The 25,353-nt window shown below is 67.4% G+C and carries 25 protein-coding genes; 11 read left to right on the plus strand and 14 right to left on the minus strand.

Features of this window, described 5'->3' with window-relative positions:
• Positions 1-158: 158 nt before the first annotated feature.
• The 3 genes from L2U69_RS07020 to L2U69_RS07030 form a co-directional block, all read right to left on the minus strand.
• Positions 159-974, minus strand: coding sequence for a class I SAM-dependent methyltransferase (locus L2U69_RS07020; RefSeq protein WP_236106076.1), 816 nt, complete (start codon positions 972-974; stop codon positions 159-161).
• Between the two features lie 98 nt (positions 975-1,072).
• On the minus strand, positions 1,073-1,516 hold the full coding sequence (locus L2U69_RS07025) for an SRPBCC family protein (RefSeq protein WP_236106077.1): 444 nt from the start codon (positions 1,514-1,516) through the stop codon (positions 1,073-1,075).
• 108 nt (positions 1,517-1,624) lie between these two features.
• Positions 1,625-2,611: a 2-hydroxyacid dehydrogenase gene (locus L2U69_RS07030; protein WP_236106078.1), complete on the minus strand. Its 987-nt coding sequence runs from the start codon at positions 2,609-2,611 to the stop codon at positions 1,625-1,627.
• 199 nt (positions 2,612-2,810) lie between these two features.
• Here L2U69_RS07030 and L2U69_RS07035 point away from each other — a divergent pair, with 199 nt between their 5' ends.
• From L2U69_RS07035 to L2U69_RS07045, 3 genes are all read left to right on the plus strand, one after another.
• Complete coding sequence (locus L2U69_RS07035) at positions 2,811-3,341, plus strand: SH3 domain-containing protein (protein ID WP_236106079.1); 531 nt, start codon at positions 2,811-2,813, stop codon at positions 3,339-3,341.
• 2 nt (positions 3,342-3,343) lie between these two features.
• A complete protein-coding gene (locus L2U69_RS07040; protein ID WP_236106080.1) occupies positions 3,344-4,366 on the plus strand; it encodes an asparaginase in 1,023 nt (340 codons plus the stop codon).
• 67 nt (positions 4,367-4,433) lie between these two features.
• A complete protein-coding gene (locus L2U69_RS07045) occupies positions 4,434-5,408 on the plus strand; it encodes an NADPH:quinone oxidoreductase family protein (RefSeq protein ID WP_236106081.1) in 975 nt (324 codons plus the stop codon).
• A gap of 33 nt (positions 5,409-5,441) precedes the next feature.
• Here L2U69_RS07045 and L2U69_RS07050 read toward each other — a convergent pair whose 3' ends face one another.
• Positions 5,442-5,927: a winged helix-turn-helix transcriptional regulator gene (locus L2U69_RS07050; RefSeq protein WP_236106082.1), complete on the minus strand. Its 486-nt coding sequence runs from the start codon at positions 5,925-5,927 to the stop codon at positions 5,442-5,444.
• Positions 5,928-6,113: 186 nt separating this feature from the next.
• On the opposite strand from L2U69_RS07050, the gene L2U69_RS07055 reads away from it, so the two are divergent.
• Both L2U69_RS07055 and L2U69_RS07060 read left to right on the plus strand, forming a co-directional pair.
• Positions 6,114-6,995, plus strand: coding sequence for an acyl-CoA thioesterase domain-containing protein (locus tag L2U69_RS07055; protein ID WP_236106083.1), 882 nt, complete (start codon positions 6,114-6,116; stop codon positions 6,993-6,995).
• 88 nt (positions 6,996-7,083) lie between these two features.
• Entirely contained in the window at positions 7,084-8,298 is a 1,215-nt protein-coding gene (locus L2U69_RS07060; protein WP_236106084.1) for an argininosuccinate synthase, read from the plus strand.
• Between the two features lie 3 nt (positions 8,299-8,301).
• On the opposite strand, the gene L2U69_RS07065 is transcribed toward L2U69_RS07060, so the two are convergent.
• Together L2U69_RS07065 and L2U69_RS07070 are read right to left on the minus strand one after the other, a co-directional pair.
• Positions 8,302-8,982 carry a ChrR family anti-sigma-E factor gene (locus L2U69_RS07065; RefSeq protein WP_236106085.1) on the minus strand — a complete coding sequence of 227 codons (681 nt, stop codon included), beginning with the start codon at positions 8,980-8,982 and terminating at the stop codon, positions 8,302-8,304.
• Positions 8,979-9,557, minus strand: a complete 579-nt coding sequence (locus L2U69_RS07070) for a sigma-70 family RNA polymerase sigma factor (protein ID WP_236106086.1) — start codon at positions 9,555-9,557, stop codon at positions 8,979-8,981. The genes L2U69_RS07065 and L2U69_RS07070 overlap by 4 nt, the downstream gene beginning before the upstream one ends.
• A gap of 158 nt (positions 9,558-9,715) precedes the next feature.
• Here L2U69_RS07070 and L2U69_RS07075 point away from each other — a divergent pair, with 158 nt between their 5' ends.
• Together L2U69_RS07075 and rlmN are read left to right on the plus strand one after the other, a co-directional pair.
• Positions 9,716-10,201: an invasion associated locus B family protein gene (locus L2U69_RS07075; RefSeq protein ID WP_236106087.1), complete on the plus strand. Its 486-nt coding sequence runs from the start codon at positions 9,716-9,718 to the stop codon at positions 10,199-10,201.
• A gap of 19 nt (positions 10,202-10,220) precedes the next feature.
• The gene (rlmN, locus tag L2U69_RS07080) at positions 10,221-11,396 is read left to right on the plus strand and encodes a 23S rRNA (adenine(2503)-C(2))-methyltransferase RlmN (RefSeq protein WP_236106088.1); all 1,176 of its coding nucleotides are present in this window, start codon (positions 10,221-10,223) and stop codon (positions 11,394-11,396) included.
• On the opposite strand, the gene L2U69_RS07085 is transcribed toward rlmN, so the two are convergent.
• Positions 11,393-12,157 (minus strand): FCD domain-containing protein, encoded by a 765-nt coding sequence (locus L2U69_RS07085; protein WP_236106089.1) that lies wholly within the window; start codon positions 12,155-12,157, stop codon positions 11,393-11,395. The genes rlmN and L2U69_RS07085 overlap by 4 nt on opposite strands.
• Positions 12,158-12,275: 118 nt before the next feature.
• Between L2U69_RS07085 and L2U69_RS07090 the strand changes: the two genes are divergently transcribed.
• The 3 genes from L2U69_RS07090 (at position 12,276) to L2U69_RS07100 (ending at position 16,423) form a co-directional block, all read left to right on the plus strand.
• Positions 12,276-13,412: an alpha-hydroxy acid oxidase gene (locus L2U69_RS07090; RefSeq protein ID WP_236106090.1), complete on the plus strand. Its 1,137-nt coding sequence runs from the start codon at positions 12,276-12,278 to the stop codon at positions 13,410-13,412.
• A gap of 169 nt (positions 13,413-13,581) precedes the next feature.
• The gene (locus L2U69_RS07095; protein ID WP_236106091.1) at positions 13,582-14,427 is read left to right on the plus strand and encodes an SMR family transporter; all 846 of its coding nucleotides are present in this window, start codon (positions 13,582-13,584) and stop codon (positions 14,425-14,427) included.
• A 94-nt stretch (positions 14,428-14,521) separates the two neighbouring features.
• Complete coding sequence (locus tag L2U69_RS07100; protein ID WP_236106092.1) at positions 14,522-16,423, plus strand: DUF1963 domain-containing protein; 1,902 nt, start codon at positions 14,522-14,524, stop codon at positions 16,421-16,423.
• A 14-nt stretch (positions 16,424-16,437) separates the two neighbouring features.
• Here L2U69_RS07100 and L2U69_RS07105 read toward each other — a convergent pair whose 3' ends face one another.
• Complete coding sequence (locus tag L2U69_RS07105) at positions 16,438-17,904, minus strand: flavin-containing monooxygenase (protein WP_236106093.1); 1,467 nt, start codon at positions 17,902-17,904, stop codon at positions 16,438-16,440.
• A 136-nt stretch (positions 17,905-18,040) separates the two neighbouring features.
• Here L2U69_RS07105 and L2U69_RS07110 point away from each other — a divergent pair, with 136 nt between their 5' ends.
• Positions 18,041-19,057 (plus strand): AraC family transcriptional regulator, encoded by a 1,017-nt coding sequence (locus L2U69_RS07110; RefSeq protein ID WP_236106094.1) that lies wholly within the window; start codon positions 18,041-18,043, stop codon positions 19,055-19,057.
• 18 nt (positions 19,058-19,075) lie between these two features.
• Here the strand turns inward: L2U69_RS07110 and phoB are convergent, their stop codons facing one another.
• From phoB to L2U69_RS07140, 6 genes are all read right to left on the minus strand, one after another.
• Entirely contained in the window at positions 19,076-19,786 is a 711-nt protein-coding gene (gene phoB, locus L2U69_RS07115) for a phosphate regulon transcriptional regulator PhoB (RefSeq protein WP_236106095.1), read from the minus strand.
• A gap of 16 nt (positions 19,787-19,802) precedes the next feature.
• Complete coding sequence (gene phoU / locus L2U69_RS07120; RefSeq protein ID WP_236106096.1) at positions 19,803-20,519, minus strand: phosphate signaling complex protein PhoU; 717 nt, start codon at positions 20,517-20,519, stop codon at positions 19,803-19,805.
• Positions 20,520-20,538: 19 nt separating this feature from the next.
• A complete protein-coding gene (gene pstB, locus L2U69_RS07125; protein ID WP_236106097.1) occupies positions 20,539-21,339 on the minus strand; it encodes a phosphate ABC transporter ATP-binding protein PstB in 801 nt (266 codons plus the stop codon).
• Between the two features lie 5 nt (positions 21,340-21,344).
• Positions 21,345-22,667, minus strand: coding sequence for a phosphate ABC transporter permease PstA (gene pstA, locus L2U69_RS07130; protein WP_236106098.1), 1,323 nt, complete (start codon positions 22,665-22,667; stop codon positions 21,345-21,347).
• Positions 22,664-24,025, minus strand: a complete 1,362-nt coding sequence (gene pstC, locus L2U69_RS07135) for a phosphate ABC transporter permease subunit PstC (protein ID WP_236106099.1) — start codon at positions 24,023-24,025, stop codon at positions 22,664-22,666. Before pstC ends, pstA begins: the two co-directional genes overlap by 4 nt.
• 95 nt (positions 24,026-24,120) lie before the next feature.
• Entirely contained in the window at positions 24,121-25,167 is a 1,047-nt protein-coding gene (locus L2U69_RS07140) for a PstS family phosphate ABC transporter substrate-binding protein (RefSeq protein WP_236106100.1), read from the minus strand.
• Between the last annotated feature and the right edge of the window lie 186 nt (positions 25,168-25,353).

The raw sequence follows: 25,353 nt of genomic DNA on the forward strand, positions 1-25,353 counted from the left end.
GTCGCCCTCCTGAATGTTCTCATAACGTTCTCATCGGGACCGAGGAGAGTCAACACGCCGAATATGAAGTTTCGGCGACCCCCAATTGTCGGGGCCTTTGGGCCGGAAGGCGCGTTTGCCTGGGGAAGATCCCGTCCTGCGCCGGGATGACACCCGGGTCAAATGGGGTGGCGCGCCTTCAGGCTGAACAGGAGGGGGGTGTCGGGACCGGCATCCTTGGCGCGGTGCCAATAGTGGCGCTCGGCGTCCGGCGTCATGGCGGGAAGCGCCTCCCAGGCGGCGAAGGGATATTCGCGGAAGGCGAAGACCTGGAGCCCCGCGTCCTCCAGCGCCGCCATGACGTCGGCGATGGTCCAGGCCCAGCCGATGCCGGGCTCCTTCGGCAGATAGTCGGGCTCGGCATAGTCCGGTACGCCGTCGAGGTTCAGGGGCTCCGCCGCGTGGAAATAGGGAAAGCGCTGATAGAGCCGGCCTTCGCCGTCGACGTCGAGGGCGAGACCGACGGGATGCGCCTCCATCATGTAGAAGACGCCGTCGGGCGCCAGATGGCGCGCCACCACGCGCCCCCAGGCGCCGATGTCGGACAGCCAGTTGATGGCGCCATGCGACGTGAAGATCCGGTCGAAGCGCCGGCCGAGATCGAGATCCAGCACGTCCGCCTCGATGAAATCGGCCCAGGACGACAGTTTCAACCGGTCCGCCAGGCGCCGGGCCTCGGCGATCGCGGGGGCGGAGAAATCGACCCCCGTCACCCGCGCCGCGCCGAGACGCAGCAGGCTGAGGGTGTCGAGCCCGAAATGGCATTGCAGATGCAGGAGGTTCCGCCGCAGCAGGGGCGCCAGGGCCTCGCGCTCGATCGGGCCGATGGTACAGCGCCCGGCCAGGAAGCCCTCGACGTCATAGAAGGCGCTGTCGCGATGAAGCGCCGTCACCTCGTCCCAGTGCCGGCGGTTGGCGTCGTGCGGATGGGCCATGGCGGGGACTCGATCGGGCTGTTGCGGGGGCGAAACGGCGGGCCCGGATCATAGGCCCCCACCCCTGCCGCGCCAAGCCCGGGAACCCCCGACGGCGATCAGGCCGCCGCCTCGAGCTTCTTCCTGAGCTTGGAGAGGCCGCCGCCGATGATCGTGCGCACCAGCATTTCCGTGGGCAGGCCCAGGAAGGAGACAACGGGATCGAATTCGATCCGATAGTCGATCTCGGTGCCGCCGTCGGCGCCGTCCTTCAGGCGGATGCGGCCCAGGTGATTCTTCACCGGCCCGCCCTTCACCACGGTGTATTCGACATATTCGTCGGGAACGATGGCGGTCACCTTCTCGTCGGTATAGCCGATGCCGAAGGAGACCCGGCGGATCGAGCCGGCCCCGTTGACGCCGCCCGGCCCTTCGCCGTCGACGATGCGTTTCGTCTTGCCGGGCAGGAGCGAGCCGAATTTCTCGTGATCGCCGAGCCAGGCGAAGACCGCGCCGCGCGGCGCCTTCATCGTCGTCTGGAAATGCACCATGCGGCTGGCCATGACACCCGTCCCCCCTGTTCTGTCCCGAGAGGATCGGACGGATGCGGGCCGGCGCCTACGTCCCTTTGGATTAGGTGCCGGCTGGATCGAAACCGGCCGTCGCGGACCTCAGAGCAGGCCTTCGAGCACGCGGTCGGGCGGGCGGTGGCCGTCGGCGAAGGTCTTGATGTTGATGATGACCTTCTCGCCCATGTCCATGCGCCCCTCGATGGTGGCGGAGCCCATGTGCGGCAGCAGCACGACATTGTCGAGGGCGACGAGCTTGGGGTTCACCGCCGGCTCGTGCTCGAAGACGTCGAGGCCGGCACCGGCGAGATCGCCGCCGACCAGCATGCGGGTGAGCGCGTTCTCGTCGATCACTTCGCCGCGCGCGGTATTGACCAGGATCGCCTGCTTGGGCAGCAGCTTCAGACGCCGCGCCGAGAGAAGGTGATAGGTCGCCGGCGTATGCGGGCAGTTGACCGAGATGATGTCCATCCGCGCCAGCATCTGGTCCAGGCTTTCCCAATAGGTCGCCTCGAGTTCCTGTTCCAGGTCCTCGGCCACGCGGTTGCGGTTGTGATAGTGGATCGACATGCCGAAGGCGCGGGCCCGGCGCGCCAGCGCGGTGCCGATGCGGCCCATGCCGATGATGCCGAGACGTTTGCCCCAGATGCGGCGGCCCAGCATCCAGGTCGGCGACCAGCCGGTCCATTCGCCGCCGCGCATCAGGCGCTCGCCCTCGGCGACGCGGCGCGCGACGGCGAGGATCAGGGCGATGGTCATGTCCGCCGTATCCTCGGTCAGGACGCCCGGGGTGTTGGTCACGGTGATGCCGCGCTGGCGGGCGGCGGCCAGGTCGATATGGTCGACGCCGGTGCCGAAATTGGCGATCAGCCGCAGGTTCGGATTGGCATGGGCGAGGATGCGGCCGTCGATCCGGTCGGTCACGGTGGGGACCAGGACGTCGGCGGTCTTCACCGCCTCCACCAGTTCGGCATGGCTCATGGGATGGTCGTCGGGATTGAGCTTGGTGTTGAACAGCTCCATCATCCGCGTCTCGATCGCTTCCGGCAGTTTACGTGTGACGATCACGAGCGGCTTCTTGACTGGCATCATCCTCTCCCTTAGCGGCGGATCTGGCCTTCCGCGGCTGGAACACGGCTCTTCCTAGCAGACTTGGCCCAAGGTGCAAGCGCGCGAATGCCGCGTCGTGACCGAAGCCCGGCCCGCCCACCTTGACCGAAAGCCGGCGGCGACGGACATTGGCGGTGCAGCGAATCCTCATCCGTCAGGCCGCCCACGATCGCACGACATGCCGTTCCGCCCCACGACGTTCCGTTTTCTCCTGTGCCTGTTCATCGCCCTCGCGGCCCTGTCGCCGCCGACGGGCGCGCCCGCCACGGCCCAGGACGGGGAAGAGGGCGATGCCGGCGGCCTGCGGGTGCCGCGCTTCGCCACCACCGGCTCGAACGAGATCAACGTGCGCACCGGGCCCGGCTCGCAATATCCGATCGCCTGGAAATACGTCCGCGCCGGCCTGCCGGTGGAGATCGTGGCCGATTTCGAATATTGGCGGAAGATCCGCGACCATGACGGCACCATCGGCTGGGTCCACAAGAGCCTGCTGTCGGGCCGGCGCAGCGCCCTGGTCGAAGGCGGCATCAGGGTGCTGCGCGGCGATCCGTCGGATGGCGCCCGCCCCCTGCTGCGGCTGGAGGCGGGGGTGATCGTCCGCCTGGACCGCTGCCGGGGCGACTGGTGCCGCGCCACGGTCGAGGGGCGGACGGGCTGGCTGCACCGCGACGCGCTCTGGGGCGTCTATCCCGGCGAAACCCTGGACTGACCGTGAGCGGCGATCCCGTCCTGGTCGAGGTTCTGCGGGGCGGGATCCTGGAAAGCCGGCATCGCGGCGCCTATGCGGTCATGGACGCCGACGGCCGCCTTGTCGCGGGCGCGGGCGATCTGGAACGGCCGCGCTTTCCCCGGTCCGCCATGAAGATCCTCCAGGCCCTGCCCCTGGTCGAAAGCGGCGCGGCGGATGCCTTCGCCTGCACCCCGGTCGAACTGGCCATGGCCTGCGCCAGCCACAATGGCGAGCCCTTCCACGTCGAGGCGGCCGCCGGCCTGCTCGCCCGTCTCGGCCTCGGCGAGAGCGACCTCGCCTGCGGTCCCCAGAAGCCGAGCTTCGGCCCGGCGGCCCGGGCGCTGGCGGCGGCGGGCGAGGCGCCGTGCCGCCTGCACAACAATTGCTCGGGCAAGCATGCCGGCTTCCTCACCCTCGCCCGCCATTTCGGCGCGCCGACACGAGGCTACGAGCGGCGCGAGCATCCGGTGCAGCAGGCTGTCTTCGAGACGGTGGCGGCGATGGCGGGAACGACGCCGGACATGCCCCATGGCATCGACGGCTGCGCCGCGCCCAATCCGGTCATGCCGCTTTCCGCCCTCGCCCTCGCCATGGCGCGGCTGGCGGCGCCGGACGGGCTTTCGCCGGTCCGGGCACGGGCGGCGGCGCGGCTGCGCCGGGCGATGGCGGATCATCCCGACCATGTCGCCGGCACCGGGCGTGCCTGCACCCGCCTGATGCGCGCCTGCCGGCCCGGCACCGTGGTGAAGACCGGGGCCGAGGGTGTCTTCACCGCGATCGCGCCCGACCTCGGCCTCGGCTTCGCCTGCAAGATCGACGACGGCGCGACCCGGGCCTCGACCGTGCTGATCGCCGCCCTGCTGGACCACCACGGCCTGATCCGCGAAGAGGCGCGCCGGGATGTCGCCGATCTGATCGAAACCCCGCTGACGAATTGGAACGGCACCGCCATCGGCCTGGTGCGCATGGCGGCCGACTGGGCCCGAAGGCCGACGACGCCTTGACCGGGAATTCCGAACGGGCGAGGTCAGGGCCTAGAACGAAACCAATTCGAATGGGGAGACACCGACCGTGGTCAAGGTTCTGAACTGCAAGGCATACGGCCCGCCCGAATCCCTGGTGCTGGAGGATGTGCCGCCCGCCGCCGTCGGCCGGGGCGAGGTCCGGGTCAAGCTTCATGCCGCCGGCGTGAATTTTCCGGACGTGCTGATCATCCAGGGCAAATATCAGTTCAAGCCCGAACTGCCCTTCGCCCCCGGCGGCGAGGCGGCGGGCGTGATCACCGAGGTCGGCGAGAAGGTCGAGAATTATTCGCCGGGCGACAAGGTCATCGTCATGACCGGCTGGGGCGCCTTCGCCGAGGAGATCGTGGTGAGCGAGGACCGTCTGGCCGCCCTGCCGCCGGGCATGTCCTTCGAGGAAGGCTCGGCCTTCCTGCTGACCTATGCCACCTCCTATCACGCGCTGAAGCAGCGCGGCCGCCTGCAGGAGGGCGAGACCCTGCTGGTGCTCGGCGCCGCCGGCGGCGTCGGCCTCGCCACGGTCGAATTGGGCAAGGCCATGGGCGCGCGCGTCATCGCCGGCGTCTCGACCGACGAGAAGGCGGCGATCGCCAAGGCCCATGGCGCCGACGAGGTCATCGTCTACGGCCGCGAGAAGCTGCGCGACCGCCTGAAGGAACTGGCGCCCACGGGCGTCGACGTCGTCTACGATCCGGTGGGCGGCGATTTCTCGGAACAGGCGCTGCGCTCCATCGCCTGGAAGGGCCGCTTCCTGGTGATCGGCTTCGCGTCGGGGCCGATCCCGTCGATCCCGCTGAACCTCGCGCTGCTCAAGGGCTGCGAGATCGTCGGCGTGTTCTGGGGCGCCTTCACCGCGCGCGAGCCGGACGTCCACCGCGAGAACGTCTCGGAACTGGTTCAGCTGTTCGAGGCGGAAAAGATCCGCCCCATGGTCAGCAAGACCTATCCGCTTGCCGAAGGCGGCCAGGCGATCCGTGACATGATGGATCGCAAGGTCACCGGCAAGGTCGTGGTGACGATGTAATCTTCTTAATTACGTCGAGCAGAGTCTCGCCCCTCACCCCAGCGACTGCCGGGGCAGCAGGCGGTCCCGCAGCGGGATGTCGGCGCCGGGGCCGGGCATGGCGCGGATGTCGGTCCGGGTCAGGATGCGGCCGTCGGCGGCAAGGACCTCGACCGGCGGCAGGGGCGTGCCGGTCGCGCGGTCGGTCAGGATCACCGGCGGCGGATCGTCGTTGGCATGGGCATCGCCCCATTGCATCAGGGTGACGAGCACCGGCAGCAGCGCCTCCCCCTTGCGTGTCAGCGTATATTCGACGGCGCCGCCCGCCCCTTCCATGCGTGCCAGCACGCCTTCGGTCACCAGGCGCTTCAGCCGGTTCGAGAGGATGTTGCGCGCGATGCCGAGGTTGGCGGCGAAATCCTGGAAGCGCCGCGTGCCGAAGAAGGCTTCCCGGACCAGCAGCAGGCTCCACCATTCCCCGACCACGTCCAGGGCGCGGGCGAGCGAGCAGTTCTTTTCGGCGAGGGAATTGCGGGTCATGATCGTCCGGGCATCGCGAAAACGGCCGACGTCGTCCGCCGGATCCGGTCGGCGACTCTACCGCACATGGTTTCATTATGCAACCATCGCCGCCGCAGGGCGGCGATGACCGATCAGGTAGTTGCGTCATGCAACCTTACATGCGGCAATGAGGCCATGACGAAGCCTTTCGACGGACGACGCCCGATGACGATGCGCGAATCCCTGTCCTTCCCGGTCGAGAAACTGTTCCCGCCCCCGGCCCCCGTTTCAGTTGAAACCGGGCCGGTCGAAGCCGCGCCGGCGGTGCCCGATGATCGCCTGTTCGTCGAGGAGGACGGCGCCTTCCGGCCCCTGGCCCTGGCGAACGGCCCCTTCGATGCCCTGCACGGCGGCGCCATCGGCGGCCTGATGGCCAATGCGGCCGAGGCGCTGGCGGCGGAACGGGACCTGGGCACGCCGATCGCCGCCCATATCCAGTTCCTGCGCCCCCTGAAATCGGATCACCGCCTGGTGGTGACGGCGGAAGTGGCCCAGCCGGGCCGCCGCCTGACCCTGGTCGACGCCTTCATCGAGGCGGATGACGGGCTGCGTGCCGAGGCCCGCTTCACCTTCGTCCGCGACGCCGAGGCGATCCGCGGCCTGACGCCCCTGCCCGAAGGCCCGGTGCACGACCCCGAGACCCTGGCGGACATGGAGGCGCCGCACCGCCCGCCGAAGCGCTGGTTCAAGGACGCGCTGGACTGGCGTCCGGCACCGGACGGCACCATGTGGATGCGCGCCCGCGTGCCGCTCGGGCTCGACGCCCATGTCCTGCCCCGGGTGATCGCCGCCGCCGACTGGTCGGCCGGCATCGGCCGTCCCGACGGCTGGGACCGCCCGCGCGCCGCCGGTTTCCCCAATCCGGCCCTGACCGTGAACCTGTGGCGCCGGCCGGTCGGCGACTGGATCGGCCTGAAACCGGTCAGCCATTGGAACGCCGCCGGCTTCGGCTTCGCCCAGGCGACCCTGTCCGACACCCACGGCGAGATCGGCGCCGCCGCCATGCCGGTGATCCTGATCCCCTTCCCGGCCAGGCCCGCCCCCTGATTCCCCGAATCAGGGCCGCCCTTGAGCAAGGGGCGCAAATGCCTATACTGCGCGCGCCCGACGACGGGCGGATCCAAGGACGATGATCATGGCGCGCGACGTGAAGAAGGTCGTGCTCGCCTATTCGGGCGGGCTCGACACCTCGGTTATTCTCAAGTGGTTGCAGGAAACCTATGGCTGCGAGGTGGTGACCTTCACCGCCGACCTCGGCCAGGGCGAGGAACTGGAACCCGCGCGCAAGAAGGCCGAGATGTTCGGCGTGAAGGAGATCTTCATCGAGGATCTGCGCGAGGAATTCGTCCGCGACTACGTCTTCCCGATGTTCCGGGCCAATGCGCTCTATGAGGGCGTCTACCTGCTCGGCACCTCGATCGCCCGGCCGCTGATCGCCAAGCGCCAGATCGAGATCGCCAAGGCGACCGGCGCCGACGCGGTGGCCCATGGCGCGACCGGCAAGGGCAACGACCAGGTCCGCTTCGAACTGTCCTATTACGCCCTGGAGCCCGGCATCCAGGTGATCGCGCCGTGGCGCGAATGGGATCTGACCTCCCGCACCCGTCTGATCGACTTCGCCGAGAAGCACCAGATTCCGATCGCCAAGGACAAGCGCGGCGAGGCGCCCTTCTCGGTCGACGCCAACCTGCTGCACACCTCGTCCGAGGGCAAGGCGCTGGAGGATCCGTGGCAGGAGGCCGAGGAATTCGTCTATTCCCGCACCGTCTCGCCCGAGGCGGCACCGGACAAGCCGACCTATGTCGAGATCGACTTCGAGAAGGGCGATGCCGTCGCCATCGACGGCGAGCGCCTGTCGCCGGCCGCCCTGCTGACCCGGCTGAATGCGCTCGGCGGGGCCAATGGCATCGGCCGCCTGGATCTTCTCGAGAATCGTTTCGTCGGCATGAAGTCGCGCGGCATCTACGAGACGCCGGGCGGCACCGTCCTCCTCGCCGCCCATCGCGGCATCGAGCAGGTCACCCTCGACCGGGGCGCCATGCACCTCAAGGACGAGCTGATGCCGCGCTATGCCGAGCTGATCTACAACGGCTTCTGGTTCAGCCCGGAGCGCGAGATGCTGCAGGCCCTGATCGACAAGAGCCAGGAGCATGTCACCGGCACGGTCCGGCTGAAGCTCTACAAGGGTTCGGTCAGCGTCGTCGGCCGCAAGAGCCCCCATTCGCTCTACAGCCTCAGCCACGTCACTTTCGAGGAAGACGCGGTCTACGACCAGCGCGACGCCGAAGGCTTCGTCAAGCTGAACGCGCTGCGCCTGAAGCTGCTGCGCCGCCGTGGCATGAACGACTGAGGCTCAGCCGCCCATCAGGCGCTGGACGATGCCGAGCGCCCCGGTCAGGCGGACCGGGGCATCGAGCACGGCGAAGACCAGGCACATCTCGCCCGGCTCGGCCACCGGCTTGTGGCGTACGCTGTCGTCGGTGATCGAGAGATCGCCCGCCGCGAAACGCCCGCGCTCGTCGTTGAAGGCGCCCGACAGCACCAGGGTGAACTCGCGGCCCCGATGGGTGTGTCGCGGGATCCCCCGGCCGCCGTCGATATGAAGCAGCATCGCGCTGCCCTCGGGCCCGACCGGCAGGTCGAGGTCCAGGCAGCGGACGCCCGGCACCAGCGTTCGCCATCTGGCCTTTTCGCGGGACCGGGCCCAGACCGGGCGCAGCACCGGAGGCAGGCGCATGCCCACCGGATCGTCCACCCAGGGCAGGGCGGCCGGTTCGGGGGCATCCGCCGCCTCGTTCCCCTCGTCGTCCTGGAGGATTCGGGCGAACAGCCGGTCCAGACCGTCGTCGGCCATGGGGACCGGTTCCAAACCGTCCAGCAATTCGCCGCCGACCGCCTCGCAGAGCGCATGTTCGGCGCGGCATTCGGCACAGAGCGCGAGGTGAGCATCCACCATCATCGTCATTGCCGGCGGCAGCGCGCCGGCGGCACGCTCCACGAGCAAATCGAACGGCACATGGTGAGCAGGGGTCACTGATACGGCTCCATGACGCGGCGCAGACGATTGAAAGCAAGTCTCATTCGCGACTTTACCGTACCCAGGGGAATATCACGAAGTACCGCGATCTCGGCATGTGATTTTCCCTCATAGAAGGCAAGTTGCAGAAGTTCCGCCTGTTCGGGCGGAAGTTCGCGAATCGCATCGCGCAGGCGCTCGTCGCGCCGCCCCTCGTCGACCAGGCGGTCGGCGGCGGGCGCGGGCGAAGGCTGCAGCGCCGGTTCCTCCGGATCGAGGTCGGGGCGCTGCTCGCGCCGGATGAGGTCGATTCGGCGGTTGCGGGCGATGGTGAAGGTCCAGGTCGTGACCGAGGCCTGGCGCCGGTCGAAACTGGCGGCCTTGCGCCAGATCGTCAGCATCACGTCCTGGACCACTTCCTCGGCGGCGGTGGGCCCCGCCCCCAGGCGAATCAGATAGGCCTTCAGACGGGGCGCCAGATAGGCGAAGAGTTCCGCGAAGGCCGGCCTGTCCCCGCGCGCCGCGACCGCCTCCACCCAGTCCGCCAATTGCTCGCGATCAATGGCCGGCGCCGTTTCCACGCTGTTCGTCAATGCTTCAATCCAGGTCTCTTATCGAGGGGACGGGACCAAATGAAACGGGTGGGGTGGAAAAGCGGGGCCCGCCTCGCTATCTTGGCGCCTCTCGCTCATGTTTGTGAACAGGTGCCATGAAACGCTTCCTATTCGCCGCGTTCGGCATGTTGATGTCAATGGCCGCGGTCGTCGCGGTGGATACCGGCGCCAAGGCCGAGGAAACGCCCCTGCTCGCCGAGCACGGCGACTGGCAGGCGTTCAAGACCAAGCAGAACGGCAAGGACGTCTGCTTCGTCTCGTCGAAGCCGGTCGATTCGGAGCCGAAGAACGTGCGCCGTGGCGACATCTTCTTCCTGGTGTCCTATTTCCAGGACGGCAGCGTGAAGGATCAGGTGCAGGTGCTGATCGGCTATCCGTTCAAGACCGGCTCCACCGCCCATATCTCCATCGACGGCAAGAAGAAGTTCGAGCTCTTCACCGACGGCGAGAACGCCTGGGCCCGCAAGGCCGAGACCGACAGCGAGATCGTGGCCGCCATGAAGCGCGGCGCGAAGGCGGTCGTGACCGGCACCTCCCAGCGCGGCACCGACACCACCGACGTCTTCAGCCTGAAGGGCATCACCGCCGCCATCAGCGCGGTGATGAAGGCCTGCAACGTCTAAGGCCCCCACCGGATCCACCATGACCGCCGACACGACCGATTCCATCCTTCCCGCCGACGGTTCGAAGCTGAACCTGATCGGCCTCGACCGGGAGGCGCTCGGCCGCGTGCTCGACGCCGTGGGCCAGGGCGGCAAGCCCCGCCGCATGCGGGTGCAGCAGCTCTGGCACTGGATCTACAACCGGGGTGCGCGCTCGATCGGGGAGATGACGTCGCTCTCCAAGGATCTGCGCGCGGCGCTGGACGATGTCGCGACCGTCGACAGGCCGGAGATCAGCCGCGCCCTGCTGTCGGTCGACGGCACCCGCAAATGGCTGGTGAAATGGCCCGACGGCCAGGAGGTGGAGAGCGTCTTCATCCCCGACGACGACCGGGGCACGCTCTGCGTCTCGTCGCAGGTCGGCTGCACCCTGACCTGCCGCTTCTGCCACACCGGCACCCAGACCCTGGTGCGCAACCTGGGCCCGGCCGAAATCGTGCAGCAGATCATGATCGCGCGCGACGCGCTCGGGGAGTGGCCGTCGCCCGCCGACGGCCGGCTGCTCTCCAACATCGTCATGATGGGCATGGGCGAGCCGCTCTATAACCTCGACAATGTCGCGGCCGGCCTGAAGATCGTCATGGACAACGAGGGCATCTCGCTCTCGAAGCGGCGTATCACGCTGTCGACCGCCGGCGTCGTCCCCATGATGAAGCGCGCGGGCGAGGAACTGGGGGTCAATCTGGCCGTCTCGCTCCACGCCGTGACCGACGAGGTGCGCGACAGGATCGTGCCCCTGAACAAGAAATACCCGATCGCCGAGTTGATGCAGGCCTGCCGCGATTATCCGGGCGTGAACAATGCCCGGCGCATCACCTTCGAATACGTCATGCTGCGCGACGTGAACGACAGCCCGGCGGACGCCCGCGCCCTGGTCCGCCTGATCAAGGGCATTCCGGCCAAGGTGAACCTGATCCCCTTCAACCCCTGGCCCGGCGCCCCCTTCGAGCGCTCGACGCCGGAGGCGATCAAGACCTTCTCCCAGATCGTCTTCGATGCCGGCTATGCCAGCCCCGTGCGCACCCCGCGCGGGGAGGACATCATGGCCGCCTGCGGCCAGCTCAAGTCCGACTCGGTCCGCCAGCGCAAGGCCGACCTCCTGCGCCGCGAAGTCGAGGCCGCCTTCGCCGCCAAGGACGCCACCGCCGTCGCCTAGCCCGCGATCAGATCGCCCCGCCCCACCCGGCGGCGGGAGGCGTTGCGGCGCCCCTCGTCGCGGCGGATGTCCTCGATCGCCCCGACGATGAAGCGCAGGTGATCCACCGCCGCCTTCTCCGCCCGATCCGGATCGCGCGCCAGCACCGCCTCGGCGATCGTCCGGTGCTGGGCCATCACCGCGTCGCGAAGGCCCGGCCGGCCGTAGAACTGCTCACGGCTGTAGAAGATGCCCCGTCGCAGGAGATCCGCGATGGCGCGCATCATGTGCAGCAGGACGACATTGTGGGCGGCCTCGTAGATCAGCATGTGCAGATCGACGTCGGCCGCGGCTTCCCCGCCGTGGTCTTCCTCGGCATGGGCCGCCTCGAGGACGGTCAATTGCTCGCGGATCGCGGCGAGATCGAGATCGGTCGCCCGCAGCGCGGCAAGGCGGGCCGCCTGGCTCTCCATCATCAGCCGGAACTCGAAATAATCGGCGGTCACCCTTTCGTCTTCCTCGAACAGGGTGGCGATCGGCTCCGACAGGGGCGCCAGGAAGGACGCGACTGCGGTTCCCGCCCGCGAGGTGACGAGGAGACCGCTCCGCTCCAGCAGGTCGACGGCATCGCGGAGCGACGGCCGCGACACGCCGAGCTTTTCCGCCAACTCGCGCTCCGGCGCCAGACGATCGCCGGGCCGGAGCACGCCCTGCAGGATCAGTTCGCGCAGATGCGCGGCGATCTGATCCGCGAGACGCGGCGGCTTGATTTCCTCGCTCATGGGTGCCTCGACATGGCCGGATCGACAATTGGTAAAATTATTTTACCCGTTTTCATCGCTGGTAAAAAGTTTTATCCATGACCGGTGCCGGGCACCATGCCGGGGATCGGAGCCGTCCATGACCATCGTCACCAATACCGAGGACCTGCGCCTGCTGGCGCGAAAGCGTATCCCCCGCGCCATCTTCGATTATGCCGATCGCGGCTCCTACGAGGAGCACACCATCGCCGCCAACCGGGCCGATCTCGCCGCCCTTCGCCTGCGCCAGCGGGTCATGGTCGACGTCTCGGACCGGACCACCGCCACCACCATGCTGGGCGAAGCCGTGACCATGCCGCTCGCCATCGCGCCGACGGGGCTGACCGGCCTGTTCCACGGCAATGGCGAGATCCACGGCGCCCGTGCCGCGCAGGCCTTCGGCGTGCCCTTCACGCTCTCCACCATGTCGATCTGCTCGATCGAGGACGTGGCGGCGGCGGTTACGAAACCCTTCTGGTTCCAGCTCTACGTGATGCGCGATCGCGGCTTTTCCGAGAGCCTGATCCGGCGCGCGGCGGCGGCCAGATGCTCGGCGCTGATGCTGACCATGGACCTGCAGATCCATGGCCAGCGCCACCGCGACATCAAGAACGGCCTGAACGTGCCGCCGCGCCTGACCCTCGCCAATGCCCTCGACATCGCGACCAAGCCGGCCTGGGCGACGCGCGTGCTGTTCGGCAAGCGGCGCAGTTTCGGTAACCTCGACGGTCATGTGAAGGGCGCCGACGACCTGAGCACGCTGGCGGAATGGACGGCATCGCAATTCGATCCCTCCCTGTCCTGGAAGGATGTCGAATGGGTGCGCAAGCTCTGGCCCGGCAAGCTGATCATGAAGGGTCTGCTGGACGCCGATGATGCACGCATGGCGGCTTCGGTGGGGGCCGATGCGGTGGTCGTCTCCAACCACGGCGGGCGCCAGCTCGACAGCGCCATTTCCTCGATCAAGGCCCTGCCCCGGGTGGTGGAGGCCATCGGCGACAAGACCGAGGTCTGGTTCGACGGCGGCATCCGCAGCGGACAGGACGTCTTGAAGGCCCTGGCCCTGGGCGCCAGGGGCTGCCTGATCGGCAAGGCCTTTCTCTATGGTCTCGGCGCCATGGGCGAGGCGGGCGTGACCCGCACCCTCGAGATCATCCGCAAGGAACTCGACGTCTCCATGGCCCTGACCGGCACGCGCCGGGTTGCCGAGGTCGGCGAGCACATCCTCGACCGCTAGCGTGCCCCTCCTCATTCGTCTTCCCGGCGCGGGCCGGGGCGACGGGAATTGTTTCGGCGCCCCGCTATTTCATATAGACATCTATACCTTTTATCCCACCCCTCCGTCTTCACGAAACCGTCACGAAAGCGCATGATCCCGGCCCTGCCACCATAGGGAGCCGCCGATCATGACCTGGACCGTCCTCGCACTCGTTCTCGGCGCGGCGGCGCTTCATGCCGGCTGGAACACGGCGGTGAAGGCGGCCGGCAGTCCTTTCGTGGCGACGGCGCGGATCTGCATCGGCGGCATCGCGCTGGCGGCCCCGGTACTGCCTTTCCTGCCCCTGCCGGCGCCGGCGGCCTGGCCCTTCCTCGCCGCCTCCGTCCTCGTCCATCTCGTCTATTTCGTGCTGACGGCGGCGGCCTATGCACGGGTCGATCTCTCCGTCGCCTATCCGATCATGCGCGGCGGCGGCATCATGGTGACGGCCCTGGCGGCACCCTTCCTCTTTTCCGACCACCTCCCGCCCTTCGGCCTCGCCGGCATCGTCCTGGTCGGGCTGGCGCTGGCGGCGCTGGCGCTCGGCACCGGCGGCCGGGGGTTCGGGCGCGGCGGCCTCGCGGTGGTCACGGCCAATGCGCTGACGATCGGGGCCTATTCCCTGCTCGACGGGCTGGGCGCGCGGGCGTCCGGCGCGCCTTTCGCCTATACGCTCTGGGTGTTTTCGCTGGGGGCGGCGTGCAACCTCGGCCTGATGGTGCTGCGGGGCCGGATCGGCGCGCTGCGCGCCCTGCTGAATGCCCGCGACTTCGGCCTCGCGGTCCTCGGCGGGGCGTCGGCCATGGGCTCCTACGGCCTGGTGCTGACCGCCATGACGCTGGCGCCCGTCGCCCTGGTGGCGGCGCTGCGCGAAACCTCCATGCTCTTCGCCACGGGCCTCGCTCTCTTCCTCCTGCATGAGAAAGTGGGCGCCCGGCGCGTGGCGGCCGCCTGCCTGGTCGCCGCCGGTGCCGTGCTGATCAAGCTGGCATGATTCGAGAACGCCAAAGGTTGCCTTGGAAATCGACAATCGCGCCATAATTGTCCACCCTGATCGGCGACCGGTCCGCTGATCAGGGTAGAGGTGCATGCGAATCCTTCTGATATTGGCCGCCGCCTTGTTCGGCGCCACGGTGGTGACGCTTCTCGTCCACCATGTGACGCATCGTCGTCGGTTCCGTCTCGACCAGTCACACGCCGACCGGCCAAATGTCGATCGGCCGGATGTCGGGCAACGGCCAGCGCCCGGCGATGTCGCGGCGGCCGCGCGGCGCTATCGCATGAACCGCCTGATCGAGGATTATTATGCTCTCGGCCTCGCCGATCTCGCCGATCCGGCATTCATCGCCAAGGCCCACGCCGGCCTCGCCTTCGTCATTCCGCAGGCCTTGGCGGTCGTCCGCAACGGGTGCAGGCACGGCGGCGACCTCGTGCCGCCGGACTACGCGGCGCTGACCGACCGGGAGAAAACGGCGGCCCGGCTCCTTCATGACTGCCTGAGCGGCTCCCTCGCCGACCTGCATCGATTTCAGCGGCTGTGCCAGGACAATGATCTGAAGAGCGCGGCCGGCCGCCTGTTCTCCGCGAATGAAGCCCATTGGCAGCTGCCGACCATGGTGGACGACGTGCCGAATTTCACGCGCATCCATCTGCCGGAAACACCGCTGTCCGACCCGGCCCCCCTGCCCCGGTCGAGCCTCGGCACGGGCAAGGGCGTGACCGGCCTCGAACAGGCGGTTCAGATCGTCGCGATCCTGGCGCCGGGCGATGCACCGCCCCCTGCCCGGGCCCCGGCGGACGGGCCCCGGCCCACCGTGCCGCCGCTCCTCGTCCTGCGCCGGCCTCGGCACAGGGACATGCCCTGGGCCGGCGCCGAATGCTGGTTCGGCGGGCGGCCGCGACTGGGTGCGGACGCCTGGCCGCGGGGCGCGACGAGCGGCCTGCCGCTTCATTTCATCGCCCAGATCGACTTGTCCCGCGTCCAGCTCATGGCCGGCACGACGGCCCTGCCGGCCGACGGCTGGCTCGCCTTCTTCATGGGTCAGGAGGACGGGCCCGAGGGCGCGGTGGTCCATGTCGCGCCGGGTAGCCCGGCCGAAACCGCGCCGCCCGACGACCTGCCGCCCCTCGATCACTGGATGGGTGGCCCCCCCTTGTTCACGACCCGGGCGGACCGCCCGGCCCGTGGCCGGGAATTGCCCTATTGGCCGATGGAACTCCGCCCGATACCGCCCGAAATGTCGACCACGACCGAAGACATCCGCGACGAACTCGAACGCCAGTTCGGCACGCCGGCCAGCGGTTTCAACGCCCGCCTCGCCTTTGCCGAAATCGGCATGGGAGAGCCGCTCCTCTGGTGGTACGGCGCGCATTACCTGCTGCAGGGCCTCGTGGTGGCGCGAAGCCAGGCGGATTCGATCCGCGAGCGGATGCGCCGGCACCGTCCGCCATCGTCGGATGCCTTGCCCGTCGAGACGCTGTGGTCGGATTTCGAGAGACTGGCCGACGAGGTCGCCCGAGCGGTTCGCGGCAAACCCCATGGCCAGATGATGACGCCGGAGGACCGGCACCGCCTCGATGATTGGCTGGCACGCCTGGCCGGCCCCCTTCGCGAAATCCGGCGCTTCTGCCATTTCCTGCCGCAGGATATCGGGACGGTCGAAACCGCGACCCTGCAGGCCCTGATGACGGCCGACGACGCGACTTACGCCAGCACCATGCCCGATGCCCTGGCGACGATGCTGAACACGCGCTATCAGCGGCCTGCCGGCACCTTCCGGCAATGGCACCAGATGTTCGGCCCCGGCGACACGATCCAGGGCGATGCCCTCTTCCTGCATGAGGACCGGGGCGACATCCTTCTCCTGCAACTCGCGGACGATGCCGTGGGACATCTCGACCTCGGCGGCCTCGTCCAGTTCTGGATTTCGCCCGATGCGGCGCGACGCCGGGAATGGGGCGCGGCGGATTTCGTCTACGAAACGGACTGAAACCCGCCGCGCCCTCAGGCCGGTTTGCCGTCGAAGCGGAATTCGGCGAAGTCGGGGTGGCGCATCATCCACCAGTAGCCGACGGTGAAGCCCGGCCAATTGTTGGTGATCTTGCCGGCCGCGTTCTTGTACCAGCTGTCGCAATTGGCGTTCCACACCGTGTCGGCGAAGGCTTCCTGGAGGTGGGTGTTGTAGTCCGACATGGCGCCCGCCGTAACGTCCAGGGTGGCGGCATTCCGCTTCGCCACCTCGGCCAGGCACTGCATGATGTAGTTCACTTGGCGCTCGATCATGAAGATGATCGAATTGTGGCCGAGATTGGTGTTCGGACCGTAGAGGATGAAGAAATTGGGGAAGCCCGCGACGGCGACGCCCTTGTGCGCCTCGGCGCCGTTCCGCCAGCGTTCGTTCAGTTCGGCGCCCTGGCGGCCCCAGACCTTCATCGGCGCGATATAGCTCTGGGTCTCGAAACCGGTGCCATAGATGATGCAGTCGACGTCATGGGCCGTGCCGTCGGAGGAGATCACCCCCGTCTCCGTCACTTCCGAGACCGCCTGGGTCACCACCTCGACATTCGGCTGCGCCAGGGCCGGATACCAGTCGTTGGAGATCAGGATGCGCTTGCAGCCGACCGGATAGTCGGGCTGGAGCTTGGCCTTCAGGGCGGGATCGGTGACCTGCTTGTCGAGCTGGTCCTGGCACTGCCTGGTCGCCATGCGCGCGAAAAAGGAATTCGCCCGGCGCAGCGAGACGAAACGCGCCTCGAGCAGCAGATAGGTATAGGTGCGGTAGAGCCATTGCCAGCCGGGCAGGTTGCGGAACGCCCATCTGTCGAAGGCGGAGAAGGCGCGGTCGTCCTTGGAGATCATCCAGGCGGGGCTGCGCTGGAACAGGGTGAGTTTCTTCACCTGTTTCTGGATCTCGGGCAGGAACTGGATGGCGCTGGCGCCGGAGCCGATCACCGCCACGGTCTTGCCGCTCAGGTCGTAGCCGTGATCCCAATGGGCCGAGTGGAAGGCCTTGCCCTTGAAGCGGTCGAGACCCGGGATGCGCGGATATTGCGGGCGCGACAATTGGCCGAGACCGGAGACGACGAATTGCGCCTCGATCGTCTCGCCGCCGGCCGTCGTGACGGTCCAGAGGCCGCGGCCCTCGTCGAAACGGGCCTCGGTCACTTCGGTCTCGAAGCGGATGTGGCGGTACAGGTCGTATTTCGTCGCGCAATGTTCGATGTAGTCGATGATTTCCGGCTGCTTCGCGAAGCGCCGCGACCAGTTCGGATTCAGCTCGAACGAGAAGGAATAGAGGTGGCAGGGCACGTCGCAACCCGCCCCCGGGTAGGTGTTCTCGCGCCAGGTGCCGCCCACCTTGGCCGCCTTGTCGAGGACGACGAAATTGTCGATGCCGGCGCGCTTCAACTGAATGGCCATGCACAGGCCGGCAAATCCGGTGCCGATCACGCAAACCTTCACGGGCGCCATGGTGCTCTCTCCTCCCGAAAATGGCGGTCTTTCCGATTGCCGCCGTGGCATGAGAATAGAAAGAAGTCGGCACCGCATCCATGTTCGCATCGGCCAGCGACTTGATAGTTTCGGCCAAACGGCGCAGGATCCGGCCATGCAGACCGACCTGCACCGCCGTCGCTGGCCCGTGACCAGCCTTTGCGTGCTGCGCGACGCCCTGGTGGCCCGGGGCGGCGCCATGGCGCCCTATCTGCGCGTTGCCGGACTCGATGCGGCGTTGCTGGAAACCCCTGGGGCGGAGGTCACGGCGGCGGACGAGATGCGCGTGATCGAGGCCTGTCTCGCGGACCTCGGCCATCCGGAGGGTTTCGGCCTCGAGGTCGGGCCGCGCTATCGGGTGGCGGCCTACGGCGTCTGGGGTTTCGCCCTGCTGGCCAGCCCGAACCTGCGCGCCGCCCTCATGCTCGGCCTCGAATATCAGGATCTGACCTACAGCATCATGCCGATCGACTTCCGCCCGGTCGGCGGCAATTACGCCGTGATCTTCGACGACGGCCCGGTGGCGCCGGACCTGCGCCGCTACATGGCCGAGCGCGACATCGCGGCGGCGCGGCGCATCGCCGAGGATCTGTGGGGCCATCCGCCCGCCTGCCGCGGCGCCAGCTTCCGCTTCCCGGCCCCGGCCGATCCCGCCCCCTACGAGGCCGCGCTGCAATGTCCGGTCACCTTCGGAGCGGAGGTGAATGCCCTGTTCTACGATCACATGGAACTGGAAAGCCCCCTGCCCCAGGCCAATCCGGTGCTGGCGGCCCTGAACGTCGAAGCCTGCAACGCCCGCCTCCGCGCCCTTCGCGGCGAGGATTCCTTCGTCGAGCGGGTGACCGGCGCGATCCTGGCCCGGCCCGGCCATTTCCCGGCCATGGAGGATGTCGCCGCCCATCTGGGCATGGCGCCGCGCACGCTCCGCCGGCGCCTGGGCGAAAAGGGCATCGGCTATCGCGATCTGGTGGCACGCCTGCGACAGGATCTGGCGACGGAAATGCTGTCCGAGGTGGGTCTTCGGGTGGAGGCGGTGGCGGAGCGCCTCGGCTATGCCGAAACCGCCAGCTTCACCCACGCCTTCCGGCGCTGGACGGGCGTCAGTCCGAGTACTTTCGCCCGTCGCCGATAAGGCTTCGCCGGTGGTCGGTCAGTGGCGCAGGCCGCGCCCGGCCCCCTGGGTGTCGATGGCATAGCCGGCGGAGCGGACGGTGCGGATCATGTCCTTGCCGCCATAGGCGTTCAGGGCCTTGCGCAGGCGGCGGATGTGGACGTCGACCGTGCGCTGTTCGATGTAGATGTCGCGGCCCCAGACCGCGTCCAGGATCTGCTCGCGGCTGAACACCCGGCCCGGGTTCTCGAGGAAATGCCGCAGCAGGCGGAATTCCGTCGGACCCAGGTGGATCTCCGTGCCGCCCCGGGTCACCCGATGGGCCGAGAGATCCATGACCACGTCGGCATAGGTCAGGCCTTCCTCCGACAGGGCCGGGCGCGAGCGGCGCAGGACGGCGCGGATGCGGGCCAGCAGTTCGCTCGGCGAGAACGGCTTGGTGATGTAATCGTCCGCGCCGGATTCGAGGCCGCGGACGCGGTCGCTCTCTTCCGAGCGGGCGGTCAGCAGGATGATCGGCACCTGCCGCGTCGCCGGCTTGCGGCGCAGCTGGCGGCATATCTCGATGCCCGAGACGGACGGCAGCATCCAGTCCAGCACGATCAGGTCGGGCAGGCGCTCGTCCACCAGCATCAGTGCTTCTTCACCGTCCATGCCCGCGCGGACCTCGAAGCCATTGGCCTCGAGGTTGTAGCGCAGCAGGTCGACCAGGGCGGATTCGTCCTCGACGATCAGAATGGAAGGCTTCATCGGCGTCACGGTTCGATCAGGCGACCTGGCTGGGGTCGGAGATTTCGGCGGTCACGTCGGCCTTGGGGCGGTCGGCGTGCATGCGCTTGCCGGTCACGATGTAATACACCGCTTCCGCCATGTTGGTCGCGTGATCGCCGATCCGTTCCAGGTTCTTGGCGATGAACAGGAGATGCGTGCAGCCGGTGATGGTGCGCGGATCCTCCATCATGTAGGTCAGCAGTTCGCGGAACACGCTGTTGTAGAGTTCGTCCAGAATGGCGTCGCGGTCGCGCACCGCCACCGCCTTCTCGACGTCTTCCGCCGACAGGCTGTCCAGCACGTCCTTCACCATGCCCAGCACCATTTCGCCCATGCGCGGAATGGCGTGCATCGGCTGCGTCGGCACGGCCGTGCCGATCGCCGTGGTGCGCTTGGCGATGTTCTTGGCGTAGTCGCCGATGCGTTCCAGGTCGGTCGCGATCTTCAGGGTGCCGACGATGAAGCGCAGATCCACCGCCATCGGCTGGCGCAGCGCCAGCAGGCGGGTGACCAGTTCCGAGATTTCGCCGTCGAAGACGTCGATGCGCTGGTCGGACGAGATGGTGCGGTCGGCCAGGGCCTTGTCGCGGCGCACGATGGCCTGGATCGCGGCGGCCACATTGGCTTCCGCGATGCCGCCCATGCGCAGGACCTTGGTCTTCAGGGCATTCAGTTCCTGGTCGAACGCGGAGACGGTATGATTGTCGGCCATGGATGAGCTCCTTGCCAGGTCAGCCGAAGCGGCCGGTGACGTAATCCTGGGTGCGCTTGTCGATCGGGCTCGTGAAGATCCCCTCGGTCGGACCGTTCTCGACCAGCACGCCCAGATGGAAGAAGGCGGTGCGCTGGGAAACGCGGGCCGCCTGCTGCATCGAGTGGGTGACGATGGCGATGGTGAAATTCTCGCGCAATTCGTCGATCAGTTCCTCGACTTTCGCGGTCGCGATCGGATCGAGCGCCGAGCAGGGCTCGTCCATCAGGATCACTTCCGGCGAGACCGCGATGGCGCGGGCGATGCACAGGCGCTGCTGCTGGCCGCCCGAAAGACCGGTGCCCGGCGACAGCAGGCGATCCGACACTTCCTTCCAGAGGCCTGCGCGCTCGAGGCTGGACTTCACGATATGCTCGAGATGGTCCTTCGATTCCGAGAGCCCGTGCAGGCGCGGGCCGTAGGCGACGTTGTCGAAGATCGACTTCGGGAAGGGGTTCGGCTTCTGGAACACCATGCCGACGCGGGCGCGCAGGTGCACGACGTCCAGCGACTGGGCGTAGATGTCGTCGCCGTCGATGGAGATGTCGCCCTGGATGCGGCACGAGGGGATCGTGTCGTTCATCCGGTTGAGGCAGCGCAGGAAGGTGGACTTGCCGCAGCCCGACGGGCCGATCAGCGCGGTCACCTGGTTCTCGCCAACCTCGAGGTTGATGTTGTGCAGAGCCTGCTTCTCGCCATACCAGAGGTTGACGTTCTTCGCGGAGATCTTGGACTTCCCCTCGAGGGGGATGGTGTGGGTGGTAAAGTCGAGGGCGGTCATGGCACTCACCACTTGCGTTCGAATTTCTTGCGGAGGTAGATCGCGATCGCGTTCATGAACACCAGGAACACCAGGAGTACCATGATCGCGGCCGAGGTCTTTTCGACGAAGGCCCGTTCGGGACTGTCGGCCCAGAGATAGATCTGTACCGGCAGCACCGTCGCGGGCGAGGTGAAGCCACCCGGAACGTCGACGATGAAGGCGACCATGCCGATCATGAGGAGCGGCGCGGTTTCACCCAGGGCGTGAGCCATGCCGAGGATCGCGCCGGTCAGCATGCCCGGCATCGACAGCGGCAGGGTGTGGTGCAGCACGGTCTGCAGCGGCGAGGCGCCCATGCCCAGCGCCGCCTCGCGGATCGAGGGCGGCACCGCCTTGATGGCGGCGCGGGACGCGATGATGATGATCGGCAGGGCCTGGAGCGCGAGCACCAGACCGCCGACCAGCGGCGCCGAGCGCGGCATCCCGAAGAAGTTCAGGAACACCGCGAGACCGAGGAGACCGAAGACGATCGAGGGCACCGCCGCGAGGTTGTTGATATTCACCTCGATCATGTCGGTGATGCGGTTCTTCGGCGCGAACTCCTCGAGATAGATCGCCGCCATCACGCCGAGCGGGAAGGCGATGCCGAGCGTCACCACGAGGGTGAAGAACGAGCCGACGACGGCGCCCCAGAGGCCGGCGTTCTCCGGCTCGCGGCTGTCGCCGGTGGTCAGCAACTCGGTATTGAAGGTGCCGTAGAGCGCCCCCGAGGCGACGAGCTTGTCGAAGATGCCGATCTGGAAGTCGTTCAGCTTGCGGTCTTCCTCGGGGACGTTGCGCTCGATGTAACCCTTGCGCAGCATGTCGACGAGATCGTCGGTCAGAACGTCGAACTTGATGGTCTGGCCGATCAACTCCGGGTTGTCGCGGACATGGGCCGCGAGCTCGAAGGCGGCGCCCGAGGAGATGAGATCCATCATGTCGCGCCGCTCGCGCCGGGACTCGACCTCGGGGAAGAGGCTTTGCATGGCGTTGCGCAGGATCTTGTTGTAGTCCGCGCTGGCGATGACCATGGGATCATTCGTGCCCTGGGGATCGATGATCTCGCGGTCGAGGCTCACTTCCAGCTCCACCTTGGTGGTGACGAAGGCGGAAGAGCCCTGGAGGATGATCGAGCCGAGCAGCAGCACGAGGAAGACGACCGCGACCGAGACGGCGGCAATGCCCCACATCTTGAAGCGCGCCTCGGAGGCATAGCGCTTCTTCAGCAGACGATTGAACTTCTCGCGTTTCTCGGTGGAGGCCGAGAACGGCTCGACCGTGTATTTGCCCGCGATGTCGGTCATTCGTACTGCTCCCGATACTTGCGGACGATCCGCAGGGCGATGATGTTGAGGATGAGCGTGACGACGAAGAGCACGAGGCCGAGCGCGAAGGTGGCCAGGGTCTTCGGGCTGTCGAATTCCTGGTCGCCGACCAGCAGGGTCGCGATCTGGACCGTCACGGTCGTCACCGCCTCGAAGGGATTGGCGGTCAGATTGGCGGAGAGGCCGGCGGCCATCACGACGATCATGGTTTCGCCGATGGCGCGCGAGATGGCCAGCATCACCGCGCCGACGATGCCGGGCAGCGCGGCCGGCAGGATCACGCGCTTGATGGTTTCCGACTTGGTGGCGCCGAGGCCGTAGGACCCGTCACGCATGGCCTGGGGCACGGCCGTCATGACGTCGTCCGAGAGCGAGGAGACGAAGGGCACGATCATGATGCCCATGACGACACCGGCGGCGAGCGCCGATTCGGAGGCGACGTCGAGGCCGACCGACTGGCCGAGCGTGCGCACGAAGGGCGCGACGGTCAGGGCGGCGAAGAAGCCGTAGACGACGGTCGGGATGCCGGCCAGCACTTCGAGCAGCGGCTTCAGCACCGAGCGCACGCGGCGGTCGGCGTATTCCGACATGTAGATCGCCGACATCAGGCCGATCGGGGCCGCGACCGCCATGGCGATCGCCGTGATCAGCAGGGTGCCGGCGAACAGCGGCACGGCACCGAAGGTGCCCGACGAGCCGACCTGGTCGGCGCGCATCGCGGTCTGCGGGCTCCACTGGATGCCGAAGAGGAATTCGGTCAGCGGCACCTTCTCGAAGAAGAGCGCCGATTCGAACAGCAGCGACAGGATGATGCCGACCGTGGTCAGGATGGCGATGGTCGATGCCGCCATCAGCGCGATCATCAGTGCCTTTTCGACCTTGGGGCGCGAGCGGAGCGTGGGGCCGACGCGGGTCTGGGAATAGGCGAGACCGACGACCGCGAGAGCGATGGCGCCGATCGACAGCATGATCGCCGAATATTGCTTGAGAGAGACGTAGCGATCCGCCGCGGCGACCAGCGTGTCGGTCACGCCGCCCGAGGCGATGCCGTTCTCGACGTAGTTCTTGACGTCCGTCATGAACAGGCTGGGGTTCTGCACGTCGACCCCGCCGAGGACCATGCCCTCGATGATGCTGTTCTGGAAGACCAGCCACAGGAAGGCGAGAGCCAGCGCCGGCAGCGCGCACCACAGCGCCATGTAGTAGCCGTAATAGCCGGGCAGCGAATGCAGCCCCTTGGACTTGCCGCCGTTCCGCGCCACCGCGGTGGAGCGGCCCATGTAGTAGCCGATCACCGACAGGACGAGAATCGTCGCGATGAGAATATAGGTCGGCATCGTTGCGTCTTTCGTCTGCCCCAGTAATGAGGACGCGAGGCCGGAAAGGGAGGGGCGGCCGTCGACCGGCCGCCCCCGTTACGCGTTTACGCGGATCAGAACGCGGCCGGATCCAGCGGGGTCATGTTGGCGACCGTGGTGCGGATCTTGCTGGCTTCGGATTCCGGCAGGGCGATCAGACCCTTGTCGGCCAGGTAGCCGTCTTCACCCATGGCCTTGCCCGAGGTGTATTCGGTCATGAATTCCTGGATGCCCGGAACGGTGCCGATGTGGGCCTTCTTCACGTAGACGAAGAGCGAACGCGACACGCCGTACTTGCCCGACGAGATGTTGTCGTATTCCGGCTCGACGCCTTCGATCTTGGCGCCCTGGATCTTGTCGGCGTTCTCTTCGAGGAACGAGTAGCCGAAGATGCCGAAGGCGTCCTTGTTGGCGACCAGCTTCTGAACGATCAGGTTGTCGTTCTCGCCGGCTTCGATGTAGGCGCCGTCCTCACGGATCTTCATGCAGCCCTTGGCCTTCTCGTCGCCCGCGGCCTTGAAGGCCTCGACGGCTTCGGCTTCCTCGCAACCCGTTTCCATCACGAGTTCCGAGAAGGCGTCGCGGGTGCCCGAGGTCGGGGGCGGGCCGAGGACTTCGATCTTGGTCGCGGGCAGGCCGCCGTCGATCTCGTTCCACATGGTGTAGGGGTTGTCGACCAGCGCGCCGTCAACGACGACCTGGGCCGACAGGGCCTTCCAGATCTGAGCCTTGGTCAGGTCCAGAACCGGGCCTTCCTTGGAATTGGCGAAGACGATGCCGTCGAAGCCGATCTTCACTTCCACGATCTCGGCGACGCCGTTCTTGGCGCACAGCTCGATCTCGGACTTCTTGATGCGGCGCGAAGCGCCGGTCAGGTCCGGGGTGTCGGTGCCGACGCCGCCGCAGAACAGCTTCATGCCGCCGCCCGTGCCGGTCGATTCGACCACCGGGGTCTTGAACGAACCGAGCTTGCCGAAGGCTTCGGCAGTCGCGGTGGTGAAGGGGAACACCGTCGACGAGCCGACGATGTGGATCTGGTCGCGCGCAGCGGCCTGGCCGGCGAAGGCGGTCGCCAGCACGGCGGCAGCGCCCAGGGCGGCGAAGCTGGTCTTGAGGGCCATGGGGTTTTTCCTCGAAATTCGATCGTTACGGTCGCGAGGCGGCGTCACGCCTTTCCGGCACCGTCCCGCGGGACAGCGCCGTCGCGCCCAGCACATTAGTCAGCCGACGGGACGTTCATATGACATTTGTATTTCGTTTTGATGACACAGAAATATACCATATATTCCAGCACCTTAGCGCGGCGG

The sequence above is a fragment of the Zavarzinia marina genome (assembly GCF_021568905.1).
Lineage (GTDB): Bacteria > Pseudomonadota > Alphaproteobacteria > Zavarziniales > Zavarziniaceae > Zavarzinia > Zavarzinia marina.